This is a genomic window from Bacillus sp. ZY-1-1, assembly GCF_003047165.1.
In the GTDB taxonomy this organism is placed as follows: Bacteria; Bacillota; Bacilli; order Bacillales; family Bacillaceae; genus Bacillus; species Bacillus velezensis.
The window spans coordinates 2986039-3006309 of record NZ_CP027061.1; the positions used below are offsets into that span (position 1 = coordinate 2986039).

19 protein-coding genes are annotated in these 20271 nt (G+C 48.1%); 2 read left to right on the forward strand and 17 right to left on the reverse strand.

Features of this window, described 5'->3' with window-relative positions:
- Positions 1 to 6: 6 nt before the first annotated feature.
- The 13 genes from C5I45_RS14820 to C5I45_RS14880 form a co-directional block, all read right to left on the reverse strand.
- Positions 7 to 531, reverse strand: coding sequence for an NADPH-dependent FMN reductase (locus C5I45_RS14820; RefSeq protein WP_014304698.1), 525 nt, complete (start codon positions 529 to 531; stop codon positions 7 to 9).
- Positions 528 to 1175 carry a response regulator gene (locus C5I45_RS14825; RefSeq protein WP_015388495.1) on the reverse strand — a complete coding sequence of 216 codons (648 nt, stop codon included), beginning with the start codon at positions 1173 to 1175 and terminating at the stop codon, positions 528 to 530. Before C5I45_RS14825 ends, C5I45_RS14820 begins: the two co-directional genes overlap by 4 nt.
- A complete protein-coding gene (locus tag C5I45_RS14830; RefSeq protein ID WP_052585602.1) occupies positions 1175 to 2311 on the reverse strand; it encodes a GAF domain-containing sensor histidine kinase in 1137 nt (378 codons plus the stop codon). The genes C5I45_RS14825 and C5I45_RS14830 overlap by 1 nt, the downstream gene beginning before the upstream one ends.
- A gap of 145 nt (positions 2312 to 2456) precedes the next feature.
- Positions 2457 to 4199, reverse strand: a complete 1743-nt coding sequence (locus tag C5I45_RS14835) for a phospho-sugar mutase (protein ID WP_063174155.1) — start codon at positions 4197 to 4199, stop codon at positions 2457 to 2459.
- Between the two features lie 139 nt (positions 4200 to 4338).
- The gene (gene glpD / locus C5I45_RS14840; protein ID WP_003155341.1) at positions 4339 to 6006 is read right to left on the reverse strand and encodes a glycerol-3-phosphate dehydrogenase; all 1668 of its coding nucleotides are present in this window, start codon (positions 6004 to 6006) and stop codon (positions 4339 to 4341) included.
- Positions 6007 to 6144: 138 nt separating this feature from the next.
- Positions 6145 to 7635 (reverse strand): glycerol kinase GlpK, encoded by a 1491-nt coding sequence (glpK, locus tag C5I45_RS14845; protein ID WP_014304694.1) that lies wholly within the window; start codon positions 7633 to 7635, stop codon positions 6145 to 6147.
- A 16-nt stretch (positions 7636 to 7651) separates the two neighbouring features.
- Complete coding sequence (locus tag C5I45_RS14850; RefSeq protein WP_003155343.1) at positions 7652 to 8479, reverse strand: MIP/aquaporin family protein; 828 nt, start codon at positions 8477 to 8479, stop codon at positions 7652 to 7654.
- A 171-nt stretch (positions 8480 to 8650) separates the two neighbouring features.
- Positions 8651 to 9226 (reverse strand): glycerol-3-phosphate responsive antiterminator, encoded by a 576-nt coding sequence (locus C5I45_RS14855; protein WP_003155344.1) that lies wholly within the window; start codon positions 9224 to 9226, stop codon positions 8651 to 8653.
- 16 nt (positions 9227 to 9242) lie between these two features.
- Positions 9243 to 10595 carry an aspartate aminotransferase family protein gene (locus C5I45_RS14860; RefSeq protein ID WP_088005354.1) on the reverse strand — a complete coding sequence of 451 codons (1353 nt, stop codon included), beginning with the start codon at positions 10593 to 10595 and terminating at the stop codon, positions 9243 to 9245.
- A gap of 242 nt (positions 10596 to 10837) precedes the next feature.
- Positions 10838 to 12376 (reverse strand): bifunctional GNAT family N-acetyltransferase/carbon-nitrogen hydrolase family protein, encoded by a 1539-nt coding sequence (locus tag C5I45_RS14865; protein WP_003155346.1) that lies wholly within the window; start codon positions 12374 to 12376, stop codon positions 10838 to 10840.
- Positions 12369 to 13058: an HAD family hydrolase gene (locus C5I45_RS14870; RefSeq protein WP_025852171.1), complete on the reverse strand. Its 690-nt coding sequence runs from the start codon at positions 13056 to 13058 to the stop codon at positions 12369 to 12371. Before C5I45_RS14870 ends, C5I45_RS14865 begins: the two co-directional genes overlap by 8 nt.
- A 127-nt stretch (positions 13059 to 13185) precedes the next feature.
- Positions 13186 to 13608: a CBS domain-containing protein gene (locus C5I45_RS14875; protein ID WP_003155348.1), complete on the reverse strand. Its 423-nt coding sequence runs from the start codon at positions 13606 to 13608 to the stop codon at positions 13186 to 13188.
- 130 nt (positions 13609 to 13738) lie between these two features.
- Positions 13739 to 14134 (reverse strand): DUF5365 family protein, encoded by a 396-nt coding sequence (locus C5I45_RS14880; protein WP_007408448.1) that lies wholly within the window; start codon positions 14132 to 14134, stop codon positions 13739 to 13741.
- 109 nt (positions 14135 to 14243) lie between these two features.
- On the opposite strand from C5I45_RS14880, the gene C5I45_RS14885 reads away from it, so the two are divergent.
- Positions 14244 to 15152, forward strand: a complete 909-nt coding sequence (locus C5I45_RS14885) for an RluA family pseudouridine synthase (RefSeq protein ID WP_003155350.1) — start codon at positions 14244 to 14246, stop codon at positions 15150 to 15152.
- On the opposite strand, the gene C5I45_RS14890 is transcribed toward C5I45_RS14885, so the two are convergent.
- Positions 15149 to 15745 (reverse strand): class D sortase, encoded by a 597-nt coding sequence (locus C5I45_RS14890; RefSeq protein WP_003155352.1) that lies wholly within the window; start codon positions 15743 to 15745, stop codon positions 15149 to 15151. The genes C5I45_RS14885 and C5I45_RS14890 overlap by 4 nt on opposite strands.
- Positions 15742 to 17796, reverse strand: a complete 2055-nt coding sequence (locus C5I45_RS14895) for a 5'-nucleotidase C-terminal domain-containing protein (RefSeq protein WP_107994474.1) — start codon at positions 17794 to 17796, stop codon at positions 15742 to 15744. The genes C5I45_RS14890 and C5I45_RS14895 overlap by 4 nt, the downstream gene beginning before the upstream one ends.
- 192 nt (positions 17797 to 17988) lie before the next feature.
- Between C5I45_RS14895 and C5I45_RS14900 the strand changes: the two genes are divergently transcribed.
- On the forward strand, positions 17989 to 18654 hold the full coding sequence (locus C5I45_RS14900; protein ID WP_014304688.1) for a spore coat protein: 666 nt from the start codon (positions 17989 to 17991) through the stop codon (positions 18652 to 18654).
- On the opposite strand, the gene C5I45_RS14905 is transcribed toward C5I45_RS14900, so the two are convergent.
- Positions 18614 to 19558 carry a hypothetical protein gene (locus C5I45_RS14905; protein ID WP_003155360.1) on the reverse strand — a complete coding sequence of 315 codons (945 nt, stop codon included), beginning with the start codon at positions 19556 to 19558 and terminating at the stop codon, positions 18614 to 18616. The two genes, C5I45_RS14900 and C5I45_RS14905, sit on opposite strands and share 41 nt — an antisense overlap.
- Positions 19559 to 19678: 120 nt before the next feature.
- On the reverse strand, positions 19679 to 20218 hold the full coding sequence (locus tag C5I45_RS14910; RefSeq protein WP_003155362.1) for a YhcN/YlaJ family sporulation lipoprotein: 540 nt from the start codon (positions 20216 to 20218) through the stop codon (positions 19679 to 19681).
- Between the last annotated feature and the right edge of the window lie 53 nt (positions 20219 to 20271).

A 20271-nucleotide genomic window follows, 5' to 3' on the forward strand; every position in this document is an offset into this window, starting at 1 on the left:
CCGGCGTCAGACGCCGGGATTTCTTGTGTTTGTGAACATATTCAGCTCTTCGATCATGTCTTTCAGGCTGACCGCCATATCCTCAGATACGGTCCGGCGCTCCATGTCGATGTGAATCGGGTCTAAGACCAGCTGTTTCGGGATGACATTTGCATAGACGCCCCGCATGACCGTCCGCATATTCGCCAGCGCATTCATGCCTCCTTTTCCTCCGCCCGCCGCGGCAATGATGGCCACCGGTTTGTATGCCCAGTGATCGCTGCTTAAAAAATCGATGGCGTTTTTTAAAGCGCCGCTCATGCCGCTGTGATACTCGGGAGATAATAAGACGACGGCCGCTGACTTTTTCACCTGCCGCCTTAACTTTTGCACTGAAGGCAGCTCGTTCTGTTCTTCTTCACCGTTATAAAGCGGCAGTTCACTTTCGCTCAAATCAATAAAATCGGTATGAAACCGATCTCTGATATAAGAAGCGGCAATTCTCGTCCGCCCGTTTTTTCTCGGTGTGCCGCTGATCACTAATATGCTCATGATTTTACCGCCTTTCCCAAAACATTATATTTTACCGCATACAATGCCGCCTGCGTCCGATCGGAAAGATTCAGCTTTGACAGCAGGTTGGACACGTGGGTCTTCACTGTTTTTTCTGAAATAAACAGGGCCGCCGCAATTTCCTTATTGCTTTTTCCTTTGGCTATTTCTTGAAGAACATCTTTTTCACGGGGGGTCAGCTGATAATATTTTTCCTTATCCTGATCATCCTGAACCATATGGGTCAGCACGTGAGGCACAATATCCGCCGACAGCCGGTAACGTCCGGAATACACTTCACGGAGCGTTTTCACTAAATCATCGGGCTGAGCGTCTTTCAGCTGATACGCTTTTGCGCCGGCTTTAAGGGCGGGAATGACGTGCTCCTGATCAGAATAGCTCGTCAAAACGACGATACTGATGTCCGGAAATCGTTCAGCCGCAATTTTTGCCGCTTCTATGCCGTCCATATCAGGCATTGATAAATCCATCAGAATGATGTCCGGCTCCGTCTTTTCAGCTTGCTGAAGCGCTTCAGCACCGGTGGACGCCTCACCGACAACTTCAATGTCTTCCTGAGTGGCGAAGAAATAGCGCAGTCCTTTGCGGACAACATGATGATCATCAGCAATCACAATTTTCATCAATCAGACCTCCTGTCCCGAAACGGAAGCCGAACGGAGACAACCGTTCCGGCGCCAAGCTCGGATTGCAATGTAAAGCGGCCTCCGATCGCTTCAGCCCGCGCTTTCATGCCGGCCACGCCGAGCGATGGGAGCACAGCATGCGTATCAGCGCTGAAGCCCGCACCACGGTCGCTAATGTGAAGCTCAGCGTAACCCGGCTTTTTAACGGCGGAAATGATAACCCGGTCCGTTCCCGCATGCTTTTTACAGTTATTCAAGGCTTCCTGGGCGATCCGCCAAAGCGCGTGTTCCTGTTCATCCGTAAGCTCCAGCTCATCCTCCGCTTCACAAACGGCTTCCAGGCCGATAAGAGCGGCGTAGCTTTTGATCGACGCATACAGCCCTTTCGTTAAACTTTCCGGCTTCAGCTGCCAAATGAGCGCCCTCATTTCTGTTAGCGCATCCTGAGACAGCTCTTGAATAAACGTAATCATCTGCCGGAGCCGATGATCATCTGTAAAGCTCTTTGCGGCTTTTGCCGTTAAGCTGACAGAAAACAGCATCTGATTGACGGAATCATGCAGCTCTTGCGCAAGTCTGCTTCGTTCCATCAACAGGGCGTTCTGCTGCTCAAATTCGGCCAATTTCATCCGCTGAATCGCCGTTCCGATTTGAAATGCAACCGCTTCAAGCAGATGCAGTTCTTCTTCGTTGAAAAATGTCTTTTCGCTTGCGGCGACGTTTAATAAACCGAACTTCCGGCCGCCGTCCTCAAGCGGTACGGTCGCATGATGGGTAATGCCCTCCGTATCGCGGCAGTTCGTCGTCTGTTCCGCAAATTCAATCCGTTTACAATTCATTATGTTTACGGCCTTTGTCAATCCGCCATTGCTGAATTTGGTCAGACAATAGCATTCCCCGCTGCACATGAGTGCATTTTCCCGCTGACCGAGAGCAGGCGGTAAATAAGCGGATGCGGCGAGCGTATAAGACCCGTCCGGCTCAATCAGAAAAATCCACCCTGTCTGCAGTCCGGTCAGGCTGAGCAGTTCGCGGAGCACTTTATCAAGCGCTTCCTTTAAATCGTGGTTTTGGTTTAAGGTTTCCGCAATCGCTTTTAACGTTTTTAACGTTTCTACCGTCGTTTTCGTCAATTTCCCTCACTCCGGCCAATCAGAATTATCCATATTATATCAATTCTTTTCTGTATATTCCTTTGTTTTCAGCATGAATTTTCCTCATACTTTCGGATGAGGCGTATAAAAAAACCGCCGGATGTCGCTTCCGGCGGTTTGTTGTTTATTTCGTTTTTTCCACTATGCCATCCACCGTTTTCATGACGGCTTCAGATAATGCGGCAAGACGCTGTTCGCTGTCTTGTAAAGAAGTCCCCTTCACGGCGAAATAGAACTTCACTTTCGGCTCCGTTCCTGATGGGCGAAGGCAGAACCAAGAGCCGTCTTCAAGGAAATATTTCAGGACATTTGACTTCGGCAGATCAATATCTTCTTCAAGATGATCGGCAAATACAGTCCGTTTTCCCGTTGAATAGTCTTCAGCCTGCGTGATTTGTTTTCCGGCCATCTGCTTCGGCGGATCGTTTCGGAATGAAGTCAGGATAGCGGAAATCTGCTCTGCTCCCTGTTTCCCTTTTAACGTCAATGACTTCAAGCCTTCACGGTAATATCCGTATTCTTTAAAAATGGACAGCAGCGCGTCATAAAGCGACATGCCCTGCTTTTTATAAAAGGCGCATACCTCGACGGCTAACAGCGCAGCCTGGATCGCGTCTTTGTCACGCGCGAAATCGCCGATTAAGTAGCCGTAGCTTTCTTCATACCCGAACTGGAACGTGTATTGGCCTGATTTTTCATATTCTTTGATCTTTTCACCGATAAATTTGAAGCCTGTCAGCGTGTCAACCGTATCTAATCCGAACGATGAAGCGACAGCGCGGCCCAATTCGCTCGTGACAATCGTTTTCATGACGACACCGTTTTCAGGAAGGGTGCCCTGTTTTTTCTTCTCGGAAAGCAGGTAATGCAATAAAAGCGCGCCTGTCTGGTTTCCCGTCAGCACTGTGTACTTGCCTTCGCTGTTTTTTACGGCAATGCCGAGACGGTCGGCATCCGGGTCCGTAGCGACGAGAATATCGGCATTTTGTTCTTCTCCGAGCTTAATGGCATATTCGAATGCCGCGTGCTCTTCCGGATTCGGCGATTTGACGGTTGAAAAATCCGGGTCCGGCAGCTCTTGCTCCTTTACGACGGTGACGTTTTTGTAACCGAGTGCTTCAAGACCGCGGCGCACCGGTTTATTTGCCGTGCCGTGCAGCGGAGTGAACACGACGCTGACATCCACTTCATCCGAAAGCTCGGGATGTACGGAGATGGAAGTCAGTTTTTCAGTATACGGTTTATCAATTTCTTCACCGATTATTTTAATCAAACCTTTTTCTTTCAGCGACTGTTCATCTTCAACTTGAATCGTTAATTCATTTTCTATGGCATTCACTTCCGCAATGACGATGTCCGCTTCTTTCGGCGGCAGCTGTGCGCCGTCATCGCCATACACTTTATATCCGTTATATTCAGGCGGGTTATGGCTGGCCGTCACGACGATGCCGGCATAAGCGTTCAGCTTTCTCACCGCAAAAGACAGCTCAGGCGTCGGGCGGAGCTCATCAAAGACGTATGTTTGAATGCCTTGGGAAGCAAGGGTTTTTGCAGCTTCCATCGCAAACTCAGGAGATTTATGACGGGAGTCGTATGCGATCGCAACCCCTCTTTTTTTCGCGTCTTCCCCCTGTTTCGCGATATACGCCGCAAGTCCGGCGGATGCTTTGCGGACCGTGTAAATGTTCATTCTGTTCGTACCCGGCCCGATTTCTCCTCTCATGCCTCCTGTTCCGAACTCAAGATTTTTGTAGAAAAAATCTTCCAGCAGCTGCTCGTTTCCTTCTGCGTCCGCCAATAATTTTTTCAATTCTGAATCTAATTGTTCGGCCTGATTCCAGCGTTCGTAACTCTTACTCCAACTCATGTTCGTCCTCCTATAATTTCAGCTTATGACCATATTTTAATATGAAGCGGCTGCCCGTGTCACTTGATAACTTAACCAAATGCTTTATGTAAAAAGATAAAAGAAGGGCTCATGCCTTTTCGGCACAGCCCTCCGGTTATTATTGTTCGAGCGGAACAACCGCGTCGTGCAGCAGCGTATTTAACCACTCAGTGTGTTTTTCTTTCGTTTCGTCATTCCATTGGAATCGGTCGCTCATGTAATCAATCACGGCCGTTTTATACGTTTGCACCCATTTGATGTCGAAGAACAGTCTTCCCGTTCTGCGGACGAAGAAATCGGCAGGTGTCGCAGCCATTTCTTCTTCGATGCTGTAAGCTGCTTCAGCCAAAATGTGAACCGGAATCTGGCGTTTTTCCGCTTCGTCTTTCAGGCCTTCAATCCGGCTGAATACATTTTCAACGTTAGAGCCGTATCTGATGGCTAACTGCTTAGCGGTTTCCTGTGATAAACCGATTTTCAAGCCGTCTTTTGTCTTTGCTTCCACAAATGACTCAAAGTTTTTAGAGCCGCCGACATGTCCGCCGGAAATCGGCATCGTCTTCGTCTTGCAGCCGCCGAAGTCCTGGCCGCCCTCTTCTTTCAAGCGGTCGCGGACAAGATCGACAATGTGCTCAGCCATTTTACGGTAGCCCGTCAGTTTTCCTCCGGCGATCGTAATCAGGCCTGATTGAGATGTCCAGATTTCATCTTTACGGGAGATCTCAGACGGGTCTTTCCCTTCTTCGTGAATAAGCGGTCTGAGGCCGGCCCAGCTTGATTCAATATCGTCCGCCGTAATGTTCAGTTCCGGGAACATATAATTGATGGAGCTGACGACATAATCGCGATCCTGCACCGTCATGCGCGGGTGCTCAAGTTTTTGTTTGTAAACCGTATCGGTCGTACCCACGTATGTTTTTCCTTCACGCGGAATGGCGAACACCATCCGGCCGTCCGGCGTATCAAAGTACACCGCCTGTTTAAGCGGGAATACGGATTGGTCGAATACGAGATGGACCCCTTTTGTGTGCTGGAGATGTTTTCCGCTTTTGCTGTGGTCTTTTTCTCTCAGCTCGTCGACCCACGGACCTGTCGCATTGACGATTTTTTTGGCGTACACTTTGTATTCCTTGCCTGACAGCAGATCTTCAATTAAAACGCCGACAACTTTTCCTTTTTCATAAAGCAGTTCTTTCACTTTAGAATAGTTGACAGGCTCAGCACCGAATTTAACGGCTTCTTTCATGACTTCAATCGTCAGTCTCGCATCGTCCGTCCGGTACTCTACATAATAGCCTCCGCCTTTTAAGCCGTCTTTTTTGACGAGCGGCTCTTTTTGCAGCGTTTCTTTAGCAGACAGCATGCTTCTGCGCTCTGATTTTTTTACTCCCGCTAAATAGTCATACACACGCAGGCCGATTGAAGTAGAGAATGAACCGAACGTGCCGCCTTTATGAAACGGCAGCAGCATCCATTCCGGCGTCGTGACGTGCGGGCCGTTTTCGTACACGATGGCGCGTTCCTTACCGACTTCAGCCACCATTTTGACTTCAAATTGCTTCAGATAACGCAAACCGCCGTGGACAAGCTTTGTGGATCGGCTTGATGTGCCGGCCGCGAAATCCTGCATTTCGCTCAAAGCGACTTTCATTCCCCTTGAAGCAGCGTCAAGCGCCGTACCGGCACCCGTAATACCTCCGCCTATAATAAACAGATCGTATGTTTTTTTAGTCATGTCTTCCAGCATATGATCCCGTTCCAAACTTGAAAATTGGTGATTCATCATTACGCTTCCTCCTTGTTGTCACGGTATAGAAAAAGAGACCACAACAGCCAAAGCGCATGTCATCACTTTGGTGCTGTGGTCTCTCCTCATCTCAGGACCGTTCCTATTAACTTGTTTTCAGTATACCATAATTTTATCTTATTTAAAAGCCATAGCTGCATTTACTGCTTTTTTCCATCCGCCGTACAATTCAACGCGTTTTTCATCTTCCATTTCCGGTTTGAATTGCTTATCAAGGTTCCACTGATCGGCGATTTCAGTGCTGTCCTTCCAGTAGCCGACAGCGATTCCGGCTAAATACGCGGCACCGAGCGCAGTCGTTTCATTAATTTCCGGACGTTCGACCGGCACATCAAGCAAGTCGCTCTGGAACTGCATGAGGAAGTTATTTTTTACCGCTCCGCCGTCTACACGCAATGTTTTTAAAGAGATGCCTGAATCAGCCTCCATGGCATCAAGCACATCTTTCGCCTGATATGCGAGAGATTCAAGCGTGGCACGGATAAAATGCTCCTTCGTCGTTCCGCGTGTCAGGCCGAAAACTGAGCCGCGCACGTCACTGTCCCAGTACGGTGTGCCCAATCCGACGAAAGCGGGCACGACATAAACACCGTCAGCGGAATCCACACGCTCTGCGTATGTCTCGCTTTCTTTCGAATCCTGAAACATCCGCATGCCGTCTCTCAGCCATTGGATGGCAGAACCTGCGACAAAGATGCTTCCTTCCAGGGCATACTCGACTTTTCCGTCTAATCCCCAGGCGATTGTCGTCAGAAGGCCGTGATCAGAAGTGATGGCTTTTTCTCCGGTATTCATCAGCATAAAGCAGCCTGTGCCGTATGTGTTTTTCCCCATGCCTTCTTCAAAGCACGCCTGACCGAACAGCGCAGACTGCTGGTCTCCGGCCGCTCCCGCAATCGGAATATTTTTACCGAAGAAATGATAATCAACCGTTTTCGCGTACACATGAGAAGACGGTTTCACTTCCGGCAGCATGGATTTCGGCACGCCTAAAATATCAAGCAGCTCGTCATCCCATTTTAATTCATGAATATTAAACATCAGCGTTCTTGAAGCGTTGGAATAATCCGTTACGTGCGCCGCGCCTCCGGACATTTTCCAGATGAGCCATGAATCAATCGTTCCGAACAGAAGATTTCCGTTTTCCGCTTTTTCCCGCGCGCCTTCTACATTGTCAAGAATCCATTTGACTTTCGTTCCTGAGAAATAAGGGTCGATCAAAAGTCCCGTTTTTTCTCTGAATGTATCATTATATCCTTTTTCACGAAGCTCTTCGCAAATGCCGGATGTTTGTCTCGATTGCCACACAATCGCATTGTATACCGGCTTTCCGGTATCTTTATCCCATACGACCGTCGTTTCCCTTTGGTTCGTGATGCCGATGCCGGCAATTTGATCAGCGCTGATTCCGGACTCGGAAATCACAGTCGCGATAACGGCGAGCACCGATCCCCAGATTTCGTTCGCATTGTGCTCCACCCAGCCCGGCTGAGGGAAATGCTGTGTGAATTCCTTTTGAGCGGAATGCACGATTTTTCCTTCTTTATTAAAAAGAATCGCTCTTGAACTTGTTGTGCCTTGGTCAATTGATAAAATATAGGTCTCCATGATGCCGCTCTCCTTTTTAAATATATTCAGAATTTGATAATGTTTTCTGTGATTGAGATTTCTTGGTATAAATATAGAGTATGAAAAGCACTACAACCATTATAACGCTTACAAACCAAAAGCTAGGTGTCACATTTCCTTTAAACGCGGCATTGTAAAATACGCCGCCGAACGCACCGCCCATGATCGGACCGATTACGGGAATCCAGGCATATTTCCAATTTGACGGCCCTTTTTTCGGGATCGGCAGAAAGGCGTGAGCGATTCTCGGCCCCAAATCCCGCGCAGGGTTGATCGCATATCCGGTCGTCCCTCCAAGAGAAATCCCGATGGCAACGATGAGGAATCCGACAATCAGCGGGTTCAGCCCTTTTGTAAATTCATTCGCTCCGATTGCCAAAATGCCGAGCACAAGCACAAACGTACCAATGACTTCACTTATCATATTCCCAAATGTATGAGGAATACTCGGGCCGGTCGAGAAAACGCCCAGTTTAGCGGCCGGATCATCCGTCGCCTTCCAATGCGGCAGATAATGAAGGTACACAACAACCGCACCGATCATTGCTCCGATCATCTGTCCCGCAATATAAACAGGGACGTCTTTCCAAGGAAAGCTGCCTTCAAGCGCAAGGCCTATCGTTAAAGCCGGATTCAAGTGAGCGCCGCTGATGCTGCCGACGGCATATGCCGCCATGGCTACTCCCAATCCCCAGCCGAATACAATAACAATCCATCCGGATTGGTATGAAAGCGATTTCTTTAAGTTGACTCCCGCACAAACGCCGCCGCCGAAAATAACAAGCAGCATTGTACCGATTACTTCTCCCCAAAATGCTGTCATCATCATTCCTCCTAAATGACAAAATAGCAGGTTTGACAGAGTTATAGAGAATAAAAAACCCACAACAAACCGCTTTACGCTTATTGCTTCCGTAAAGAGCTGTTGTGGGTCTCCGGGTCTCCATCACATAGTATTAACCTAGGTCTATTGTAACAATGGGTGTAAGCGGTGTCAATCTTTTTTTGTCATAGAATGTTCATATTTAGCCCATAGTTCGGTGTCTGAAGTCGTCACGGCCGTGGCTCCTGCCTGCAAGGCGTTTTCAACGTCCTGCTCCGTGCGGATAAAGCCGCCGGCAAAAATCGGAATCCCCGTCATTTCTTTAATTTCTCTGATTAAAGTCGGAACGATGCCCGGGAGAACCTCGATAAAGTCAGGCTTATGCTTTCCGACGAATTCCATGCTTTTTTCCATGGCGCTCGTATCCAAGAGAAACAGACGCTGGATCGCGTATATTTTCTTTTGTTTCGCTTTGACGATGACGGCGGATCTCGTCGAAATGATGCCCGCGGGCCGGATGTCCTGACAAATGAACTCCGCACCGTATTCGTCATGCTTAATGCCGTGAATTAAATCGACGTGAACCATCAGAAGTTTTCCGTGTTTTTTCGCTTCATTCACGACACCTTTTAATTGACCGAGGTGGATATCTAAAATGACGCCGTATAAGAACGGACTCTCTAAAAATGCATCGAATTGCTTCATGTTCCGGATAGCCGGTAGAATCTTCTGGTTGTGAAAACTCATGTTTTACTCCTTTACTTTAAAAATCAATGCTCAGCACGCTTTCCTTGACGGTCGAAATGATGAAAGAGAGCTCCTCGTCGGACAGGCAAAAAGGCGGAGACAGCTGAATGACATTATTATATCCCGCTACAGTATCACCATTTTTCCCGACAAGCAGGCCTTTTTCTCTGCACGCGGTGATGACGTGCTGCACAAGAGCGGCATCAGCGGGTTCCTTCGTGATTTTGTCCTTGACGAGCTCAATGCCGGCAAGAAGGCCTTTGCCCCGTACATCGCCGACCGCCGGATGTTCTTTGAGCGGCTCAAGCTCACGGAGCAGCCGTTCTCCAAGCTCCCGGGAGCGGGCGATCAGATTTTCGTCCTCCATCAATTGCAGGTTTTTCAAAGCAAGGGCGCAGGCTGCCGGATTGCCTCCGAATGTATTCACGTGCCGGAAGCGGCCGTACGGCTCACCGCCCGAATACGCCTCAAAAATCTCCCGTTTTACTGCCGTTGCCGACAGCGGCAGATAAGCGCTCGTAATGCCTTTTGCCATTGTGACGATGTCCGGTGAAACGCCGTAATGCTGAAATCCGAACGGCTCTCCCGTGCGGCCGAAACCGCAAATGACTTCATCACTGATCAGAAGCGCGCCGTGGCGGCGGCAAATGTCCTCTACCTTTGCCATATACCCGTCCGGGGGCATCAGTATCCCTCCGCCTGTAATAATCGGTTCCATAATAACGCCGGCAATCGTTTCGCTTAACTCCCACGTCATGATCCGGTCGATTTCATGCGCGCTTTCCAATGTGACGGCATCGCCGGGATTCCGATAAAGATCAGGCGGCGCCGCGTGCAAAAAACCTTGTGAGAGCGGCTCATATTTATATTTTCTCTGCGCCTGGCCGGTAGCGGCGAGCGCCCCCATCGTATTGCCGTGATAGCCTCTGTACCGGGAGATGAATTTGAAGCGGCTGTGATCGCCGTTTTCAATGTGGTATTGGCGGGCAATTTTGAACGCGGTTTCATTTGCTTCCGATCCGCTGTTGGAAAAGAAGATTACATAATCGCCGCCGAGCCATTCATTCAGTTTTTCCGCAAGCTCAATCGCGGGTTGATGGCTTTGGGTCAGCGGATAATAAGGAAGCTCCTTCAATTGGCTGTAAGCCGCATCGGCAAGCTCCTTTCTCCCGTATCCGATATTGACGCACCACAATCCTGACATGCCGTCCAAATACCGTCTGCCGTCAATGTCCGTAACCCAGGCGCCTTCCCCTTTTTGGACGATTATGCTGTCATCCGGCTCCGCCCCTTTCATCGCGTGCCAAATCAGCTCTTTATCCTTTTGTTTGAGTGACTGATTTTTTTGTACATGTTCCACACCGCTCATCTCCCTTTCAATATCATTGCACTGTATCGAAAGCTGCCCGGCTTCTGACGCCGATTCTCATGGTGAAGTTTTCCTCTTAATAAGAATATAAAGGCGCGGCATGGGCGAGTCAATAAAGCGGCGGCAATTAAAAAAACGCTTTCTCCCAGAAAGCGAAAGGGCTACAAGAGCATATCCCGAAACCGGGGCCGGTGCAAGTGTTTTTATAAAAAAACCCGCCCTTAAGCGGAGCGGGCGTTTTTTTATTTCAGATGCGTAATCCGGTAAATGTCTTTGCGCCGGTCTTTCAGCTGGCGCACGGTTCCGTTTTCACGCTGCCTTCTTAAGATTTCAAGGTCCACGTCCCCGATCACGACCATTTCGATATTCGGATTCGTTTCACCGACGATTCCGTCTCTGGCGAATTCAAAATCAGACGGAGCAAAAATGGCTGACTGCGCGTATTGAATATCCATATTTTCTGTTTGCGGCAGGTTTCCGACCGTACCTGAGATGACGGTGTAAATTTGGTTTTCAACCGCTCTCGCCTGAGAGCAGTACCTTACGCGCAAATAGCCTTGGCGGTCTTCAGTGCAGAACGGCGTAAAGATAATTTTCGCCCCTTGATCCGCGGCAATTCTCGCAAGCTCCGGAAATTCGATATCGTAACAGATCTGAATGGCGATCTTTCCGCAGTCCGTATCAAATACGCGCACCCTGTCTCCGGCGCTGATGCCCCACCATTTCCGCTCATTCGGCGTAATGTGAAGCTTATATTGTTTTTCAATCGTACCGTCACGTCTGAATAAGTAGGCGATGTTATAAATTTTCCCCTCTTCTTCAACGAAGTGGGAGCCGCCGATAATGTTCACATTATATTTCACCGCGAGATCTGTAAAGAGGCTGATATAGTCCTCGGTATATTCGGTAATCCTCTGAATGGCCAGACTCGGAGAACGCTCTTCGAGAAATGACATGAGCTGCGTCGTGAAAATCTCCGGAAATACCGCGAAATCAGATCTCGCATCTGAAGCCACATCGACATAATATTCAACCTGATTGGCAAATTCCTCGAAAGAATAAATCTTTTTCATTTCATATTGAATGACGCAGATGCGCACCGGAAATGCCGATTTGTAATAGCGCTTTGACTGCGGCAGATAATCGACATTGTTCCATTCCATTAATGTCGCATATTTAATGGACGCGGTGTCATCCGGGAGATAATTCGGATTGATCCGCATGAGCGTAAATCCGTTCATCAGCTGGAAAGAAAGCACCGGGTCATAAATCTGATGGCGCGTCACCTGTTCGACATAGGCTCTCGCCGTCATTTCTTCCGCATACTTATGATAATTCGGAATCCGCCCGCCGATAATGATGCTTTTCAGATTCAATCGTCTCGCCAAGTCTTTTCTCGCCTCATACAGCCGGTGTCCGATTTTCATCCGCCTGTATTCCGGGTGAACCATTACCTCAATCCCGTACAGATTCAATCCGTCCGGGTTGTGGTTCGTGATATAACCGTCGTCTGTAATGTCCTGCCACGTGTGGCGGTCATCATATTCATCGAAATTGATGATCAGGCTTGAGCATGAACCGATAATTTCCCCTTCATACTCGGCGCAAAACTGACCTTCCGGAAAGTGCGCGAGATGGCTGATTAAATGCTCAGGCTCCCACGGCTCCATCCCCGGAAAACAATCCTTTTGCAGCTCAATAATTTTGTTGATATCTTTCTCTTCCATATTCCGTATGACCATTTTCTTTTCAAAACGGGTCAGATCAAGTTTCTCAGACAATGCTGCTTCCCCCTGCCGGTTCGTTTTGATCGTTCAATCGCTGTAAGAGTAATTCAAGTTCCATTTCCGCCATCGATTCCAGTCTGTGATCGTATTCTTTAAATAACAGGGCGCTCGTTACCTTATTCGGCACGATGACACATTTCATGCCGGCGCGTTTGGCCGCGATTGAGCCGTTGACCGAATCCTCAAAGGCAAGACATTCAGAAGGTTCAACGCCTAAATGTTCCGCAGCTTTCAGATAGAGCTCCGGATTGGGCTTCACTTCTTCTACGTCGTCAGCCGTCTGAATCACTTCAAATTCATCAAACAGGCCTAATTCCTTCAGATGGCCCGACACCCATTTAAAATCTGAGCTGGAAGCGAGCCCCACCTTCAACCCTAATTCTTTTGCCGCGGCTAAATAAGCCTCCACTCCGGGACGCGCCGTTTCCGTCTTCATCCGCTGTTCGAAGCGCCCGCGCCTGATCGCCGTCAGTTCATCATGATCGAGCTTTCTTCCCAGCTGCTCCTCTAAATATGCGAACGGCTTAAACCCCGCCGCCGTTCCGATCACCTTTCCCCAGACGGATAAAGGCAATGTTGAACCGTGTTCCTCAAACATTTCCTGCAGCACTTCATATTCATGGGTTTCTGTATCTAAAATTAACCCGTCAAAATCAAAGATTAATGCTTTTATCAATGGTTACAGCTCCTTTAGCTAAACGTACTGACCTATGTATACACTATACCGTGAATTTCTTTTGCATTCAAAATGTAACATTCTCACGGAAAGAAGAGCCTGCATGAGTGCAAGCTCTCTTCATCCGTTACTGTGTGTTTTGACTGGAAATATTGGAAAGAGCCGCTCCCGCAGACTCATTTGAACGCTGATCGACCGCTAAGTCTCCAAGCGCAACGATCCCGACCAGATGATTTTGATCGACAATGGGAAGGCGGCGGATTTGGTGTTGGGCCATCAGATGTGACGCCTCTTCAAGACTCATTTCCGGGTTTCCGGATACAACTTGAGAAGACATCACGTGTGAAACAGGTGTTTGGCCGTCGCGGCCTTGAGCCGTTGTTCTCAATGCGATATCACGGTCTGTCAGCATTCCTTTTAATTCCCCTCCGTCAACGACGGGAATTGCTCCGACATTATGCTGGTGCATCAGCGCAGCCGCTTCCTGGATCGTTTGGTTGGGAGAAACGGTAGCCACGTGGGTAGTCATTGATTGTTTGATTGAACTCATTGTAAAGCACCCCTTTCGCATTTTATTATGCTCGGGGATTTGACTCATTATAAAGGGAGTTAGAGGAAAGAAATTGTGGTATCATGTCAAGGAAGCAAAAAAGAGCCTGTCAAAAGGCTCTTTATACCCGTCAGATCAGCCTTCTGTGACCGCAGGCTTCTGATCCGGCCCCTGTCTCGAAATCATCATAGGTAAAGGGAAAATTCATTCCGCATTCATTCAGCAAAGCGCAATTTTTATCAAACAGCGCCCGCTCTTTGACGTCATATACGGGGTGCGGCTTTGACAGCATGATATGTACCGTTTGCAGACAAGCCATAATTTGAAACGCTTCTTTTAAAGTTCCTTGGTAACGTTGGTTTTGTAAAGACAATACGCCCCTTTTTTTAAAGCGCTGAATTTCCAGTTCGGAGAAATAAAGAGGAAAGACATTTTGAAACAATTCAGAGGAAAGCTCTTGTATCGCGCTTTCTTGTCCGTCAGTCGCTGCGTTCACAATTCTCACATCAATCACCTTTCTTGCCATGTGAATATCCTTAATCTTTATCAAGAATAGCATAGAAAAAAACGCGAAAGCTAAGGTAAGTGTTTCCTATTGAAACAGCCGCTTTCCGCTTGAAAAGGAGCTTTATGATATGAAACAAAATGACCGCGGTCTGGAACTCCTGATTACGGAAAAACACGCCGGACAATGGCTGTTTTCAGTCCTGAAATCTGAATTCCAGGCGTCAAAACCCGTGATAACGGAATGGATGAACCAAAAAAGCATTCAGGTGAATCGGACATCCCCGAAAAACAACATCATACTGAAAACCGGAGACCGCTTATTCATTGATCTTCAGGAAAAAACGGGTTCTTCGGTAATTCCTGAATACGGAGAGCCGGACATTTTATTTGAGGACAGTCATATGCTGATTGCAAATAAGCCGGCGGGAATGCCGACTCATCCAAATGAAGAGGGTCAGACCGGAACCCTCAGCAACCTGATCGCTTACCATTTTCAAATCAACGGCGAACAAGCGAAAGTGCGCCACGTTCACCGTCTTGACCGTGACACGTCAGGCGCGGTCGTTTTCGCGAAACACCGCCTGGCCCATGCAATCCTTGACCGTCAGCTCGAAACCAAAACATTAAAACGCACCTATATCGCCGCGGCGGAAGGAAAAGTCACGCCGAAAAAAGGCACGGTTGACTCGCCGATCGGCCGCGACAGGTCACATTCCGTCAGACGGCGCGTCTCACCCGGCGGACAAGCCGCCGTCACCCATTACAAAGTGAAGGGCTATCATCCCGGTGCGCAGCTTACATTGGCAGAGCTTGAACTGGAAACCGGGAGAACACATCAAATCAGGGTGCATATGGCAAGCATCGGCCATCCGTTGGCGGGCGATGACCTGTACGGCGGAAGCAGGGCGCTGTTTCACAGGCAGGCGCTTCACGCCAAAAAAGTCAGTGTCGTCCATCCGATCTCAGGAGAAGAAATCGTTGCCGAGGCGCCGATGCCGGCTGATCTGGCTCATTTTACCGAAACGTATTTTTCTTAAACCGGGTCGGCATATATAATATATCGTTTCGGCGCATTTCCAATGTAAGAAAACGGATAGCAAGTGGTCAGGATCAGTTCCTCCCGCTTGTGTTGAAGGGTGATGACAGACGTATCATCCCGGCTGACGATTTTTGTACGGCTGATTTTATAAGAAAACGTGCCGTAAGACAAAATCACGTTCAGTCTGTCTCCTTTTTTCAGTTCGCCGGTCCGGCGGAACACCGTGTCCCTGTGGCCGGATAACACAATTTGGCCGTGATCGCCAGGATAATAGCTGTCCTTATAATGTCCGACGCCTTTTGCTAAATCATCTGCGTCAGTCCCTTCGACGATCGGGAGCTCAGCGTCAATTTCAGGGATTTCTAAAATGCCGCTTGCCTCACCCGTTTCGGGGTGAAATTCTTTTTTGCGCTGTGCCTGCACAGCGCTTTTTGTTTCGTTCTTTTCCAAGACAGGTTCTGTTGCTTTTTTTGCTTCTTCAAGCGATTGGTTCGTTTTCATATGTGAATCAATGATCTTCCAGCTACCGTAACATGTGATGATAACACCTGCGATGATGACGAGAAGCGGAATATGTTTCAGTTTGTTCATCGTGTGCGGGTTCCCCTTTTCTTTCTGAAAAGCCAATATACGCCGGCACCCGTGATCACCAGGCCGGCCAATGCCGTCTGATGGCTGCCCGCTGAAGTATCAGGCAATGGGCGGCCTTTTTGTGTGCCGCTTTCAGTCTGTTCTGTGCTTTGTTCCGAATCTGCGGCAGACGCCGTATGGGATTCGGGAATTGACTGCACTGTATCAGATGCTGCTTCTTTTACGACAGGACGTTCAGGTTTTTTGGTTTGATCAGGCTGTTCTGCTGCATCCGGTTTTTTAGCGGGTTTTTCCGTTTGAGGTTTTTCTCCTTTATCAGGCCCGGTGCTGCCCGGTGTTTCCCCGCTTCCCGGCTGATTGCCGGTGTCATCAGGTGTTTCGGCGTCTGATGCCGTGCGGATGCGGCCGTCGGTTTGATAAGAAATCGGTGCGGAAAAGCTTTTGACATAGTCTACTGTCGCTTCCAAATCCTCAGGCCCCGTCACCGGATTCTTGCCGAGTTTCCCGATCGGACCGTATTTTGCCCCCGATGCCGTCGCCATAAATTGATTGACTGTTACTGTATATCCTTTTTCGGGCTGTATGTCTGTACCGTCCGCCATTTTCATATCCACCGCTTGTCCGGTTTCCGGGTTCCATGTATAGGAAAATCCGCTGATGCTGTAATCCGGTCCGTACACCGGAGAAATTTGCGCGTTGATGATCTCCCGCAAATCTTTTCCTTTGATTTCAAGCTTCGTCAGCACATTGCCGAACGGCTGTACATTATAAAGATCTCCCCATGTGATCGGCCCTTTTTTTATGCCGTCCCGGATGCCTCCCCCATTCATAAGCGCAAAATCGGATTTCATCTTCGCTTTCATACCGTCGGCAATCAGATTTCCGAGCGCCGTGTCGCCGTCATTTGAATACCCGCCCGTTATATCATGGGCCGCTTCCCCGACCGCTTCGCTGATAATCGGTTTCACTTTCTCTTCATATTTGCTTAATTTGCCTGCCGCATCCGGATCAGGCTTGATTTTACTTTGATCGATATATTGGATTTCCGCTGATTTTTTCACGATATCCTTCGATTCTTTATCTAGTTCGAGATCGGCGATTCCGATTGCTTTTCCGTATTCAAATGCCTGCACGATCAGCTTGCCGTTGATTTCTCCGTTTACGACTTTATGATTGTGCGCGGCGAAAATCACGTCAATCTCTGAGTCTGTTCCGCTTGCAAGCTTTGCGGATTCTCCCGTGATGGCTGAGCCATTTTGTTCAGCAGACATATGGGCGAGCACGGCGATTGCTTTAATTCCTTTTTTCTTCAGGTCTGCGGCGGCGTCATTGACGGCCTTTACCTCATCCGTAAACGTAATATTTTTAATTCCGTCCGGGATGACCATGCCTGCCGCCGATCTGGTTACAACCCCGATAAATGCGACCGGAATTCCGGAAACGTATTTGATTTCATACGGCGGCAGAAAGGACTCCCCTGACTTCAATTTACAGTTGGCGCAGACGAGCGGGAAATTTTGGCCGTCATAACCGCTTGTCCCCTTACCGTCCGGATGATCTCCTCCATTGATGATCCGTTTAAGCTCATTCGTTCCTTCATCGAATTCGTGATTGCCGACAGTTCCGACATCAAAACCGATGTCTTCCATCAATTCTACTGTCGGTTCATCCTGAAAAAGGGCTGACACGGGAGAGCTGCCCCCGATCATATCGCCCGCATGTACGACAAAGGCGTGTTCTTTCTCGGCCTTCGCCTTTTTAATGTACGCGGCGGCGTAGTCCATCCGTCCGAAAGTGCCATCCGGTTTACCGTCTCCGTTAAGGTCAAGCTCATATTGCTGATCAATTTTTCCGTGCAGGTCATTCATGCTGATGATTCTGAGCGGGATACGGCCGGAGTCTTCAGTCTGCCGTTCTTTATACGCTTTATCCGTTCCAGCTTCATTCAGTGATCCGGCTTGTCCGATTGCTTCCGCATCTTTCACGCTGAACATCATAAAACAAACCGTCAGCAAACAGCACGAAAGACGCAAACCCCTTTTTTTCTTCATTCATTTCCCCCCTGTCTTCTAAGAAATACGTTAGCTTATTTTGTTAAAAATCACATCACTTTTTTGTAAAGATTGTCTTCGCTGGCGCAAAATAGTAAATAATCCCCACGTAACGAAATAAGTCTTAATGTATAACGGATCGGCTTTTTTCACATCTTAAATGTGATTTGACATGAAGGAGGAAAACAACCAGTGGAACAGCAGCAGAATCAGCAGCAGCCGCCAGTAAATCAGGGGATTCCGGGTTCACCGCAAGTGAATCACGGAGGACATGAGCTTTTCGATATGCATGAAGTGCTGGCCGGAACAGTCGGCGTTTTGGATCAATTTATGATGCTCAGACAGTTTATACAGGATCAGCAGCTGGCCGACATTCTTGACCGCCAGTATCAATTCATTCTCGGACTCTATAATCTGACGGCAGAATGCTTTAAGACCGGCCAAAAGCCTTCTCAGGAAACGTCGACATATATGATGGAGGAACAGAACCAGGCCGTCTACGGTATAAAACCGACTCAGCCGAAAAAACCGAATCAATCATTAAATGATGTCAAAGATCTCGGAATAAGCGGCCATATGCTCGGCCTGATTAAAGCTCAAGCTTCTCTCTTGACGATGAGCTCGCTTGAAATGACCAATCCCGTCACAAGAAGAGTGCTCTCCGCCCAAATTCAGCAATATGTCGAAATGGCGTATGAAATCTTCTTATACCAAAACAAACACGGTTATTATCAGGTTCCTCAGCTCAATGCACAAGATATGCAGACCATGCTGAATTCATTTGCGCCGGCGCAGGGACAGCCGCAAATGCCTCCGATTAAAGGACAAATGGGACAGCAGCAGCAAAACCTCCATTAATGAAAAAAACGGCGTTGGAAACCTGACTCTCCAATGCCGTTTTCTTTTTTTCATATGCTTTTGTGAAATCATGTTCAAATTGTTTCAGGCTTTCTTTCGTAGCCGCTTCAAAGCCTTTTTCAAAATCCTGTGTTTCGGCGGTTTTATTGATAATGGTTAAGATAATGCCTTCTCCGAATGTTTCGGTTAAATCCTTTATCATATAGAAACTTTGCAAATAAACATCCGTTTCATATTCCATACGCGATTTCTGCCATTTTCGGTCGGTCGTTAATTGATCAAACGGCACGACGGAAAATGCAATCGGATCAATGACCACATCATAATGCGCAACCCACTCGCTCAGCCCCTCATGAAACCAAAGCGGAAATACAGACGTATCCGTCCCCAATTGACGCGTTTTTTGATGAAATGCGTAGTGTGTATATTCATGTATAATCAATTGCTTATACATGAAAACGGCCAGCTCATCTTTTTTCAAAAGCTGTTTTTTCTCTTCTGGCAAAAGCCCCATCATCTGCTCCTGCTCTGAATAAAAACCGACTACATTTTTCAATCCTGAGTATTGCTCCATTTCAGCTTCATCCGAAAAGAAAATGAGTTCAAGAGGCGCCGCTCCTTTATAGCCGACAATGATTTGGTTGATACGCTTTGCGTGGTCCAGCGTAAGCTTGGTCAGATCCAAGAGCGGCTTTTCATCCGCCGTATAGTAAATCGCTGTATGTTTGTAAATTTCTTTATTCATGTGTTCAGTCACTTGTTCCTTCGTCGGAACAGAGCGGCTGTTTTGGCCTGACAGGACGTACATCATACTTACTGAAACGGCTGAACTGACAGCCAATATGACAAGGACTCCGCACAGGATCAGAGTGAATGCCGCCCGTTTCCCCATGCCGTCACGCAAACAAGCTCCCCTCCCCGATCCTTTAATTTTCATCTCATTCTTTACTTTATGCTCAGGAGCGCTGGGTCGTGACGGCAGATAAAATAAAAAAGCCGCAGCAAATGCGGCTTTTCCATTCATTTATTTATTGGGGTTTGGGAATACACGCTGCACCATTTGGCCGAATTCATCAAACAGTCCGGATACCGGATGGCCGTTTTGGATTCGTTTTCCGTAGCCTTGCATACGTTCAACGAAGTCCGGGTTCGCTGATACATATACAGTCCGGACATGTTTATCGGCTGATTTCACCTTATCGGTAATCTTATTTTTCAAATGGTTGGCGATGGCGCCTTTTTGTCCGTTTGTCAGAACAACGGCTACATAAGCGCTGTTTCCGGCAACGATCACAGTCGCATTTTTAACTTCTTTTAAATCAGTCACCTTGTCGGCGGCTTTATCAGCCACTCTCAGGTTACGGTTGTCATTGTGATCGGTGTTTTGGTTATGACGGTTCACTGTATTCATATTTGTCGCACCGTCGTTAGGTGTGTTGCGGTAATTTACATTCTGGGTGCGGTTGTCATTTCGTTTTCCTTCTCCCTGGTTCCCCATACTGCACCCTGCGGTAATCAGCATCGGCAGAAGAAGGGCAGAAATAACTGCTTGTTTTTTTATCATGTGAATTCCTCCTTTCTCACTTTACGTATAGGTTTTTCTATTTGGCGGGATTT

Coding starts and splice junctions, on each gene's coding strand:
- C5I45_RS14820 (WP_014304698.1), bottom strand. CDS start 531: ATGAGCATATTAGTGATCAGCGGCACACCGAGAAAAAACGGGCGGACG.
- C5I45_RS14825 (WP_015388495.1), bottom strand. CDS start 1,175: ATGAAAATTGTGATTGCTGATGATCATCATGTTGTCCGCAAAGGACTG.
- C5I45_RS14835 (WP_063174155.1), bottom strand. CDS start 4,199: ATGAGTTGGAGTAAGAGTTACGAACGCTGGAATCAGGCCGAACAATTA.
- glpD (WP_003155341.1), bottom strand. CDS start 6,006: ATGATGAATCACCAATTTTCAAGTTTGGAACGGGATCATATGCTGGAA.
- glpK (WP_014304694.1), bottom strand. CDS start 7,635: ATGGAGACCTATATTTTATCAATTGACCAAGGCACAACAAGTTCAAGA.
- C5I45_RS14850 (WP_003155343.1), bottom strand. CDS start 8,479: ATGACAGCATTTTGGGGAGAAGTAATCGGTACAATGCTGCTTGTTATT.
- C5I45_RS14855 (WP_003155344.1), bottom strand. CDS start 9,226: ATGAGTTTTCACAACCAGAAGATTCTACCGGCTATCCGGAACATGAAG.
- C5I45_RS14860 (WP_088005354.1), bottom strand. CDS start 10,595: ATGAGCGGTGTGGAACATGTACAAAAAAATCAGTCACTCAAACAAAAG.
- C5I45_RS14875 (WP_003155348.1), bottom strand. CDS start 13,608: ATGAGTTCAATCAAACAATCAATGACTACCCACGTGGCTACCGTTTCT.
- C5I45_RS14880 (WP_007408448.1), bottom strand. CDS start 14,134: ATGGCAAGAAAGGTGATTGATGTGAGAATTGTGAACGCAGCGACTGAC.
- C5I45_RS14885 (WP_003155350.1), top strand. CDS start 14,244: ATGAAACAAAATGACCGCGGTCTGGAACTCCTGATTACGGAAAAACAC.
- C5I45_RS14890 (WP_003155352.1), bottom strand. CDS start 15,745: ATGAACAAACTGAAACATATTCCGCTTCTCGTCATCATCGCAGGTGTT.
- C5I45_RS14895 (WP_107994474.1), bottom strand. CDS start 17,796: ATGAAGAAAAAAAGGGGTTTGCGTCTTTCGTGCTGTTTGCTGACGGTT.
- C5I45_RS14910 (WP_003155362.1), bottom strand. CDS start 20,218: ATGATAAAAAAACAAGCAGTTATTTCTGCCCTTCTTCTGCCGATGCTG.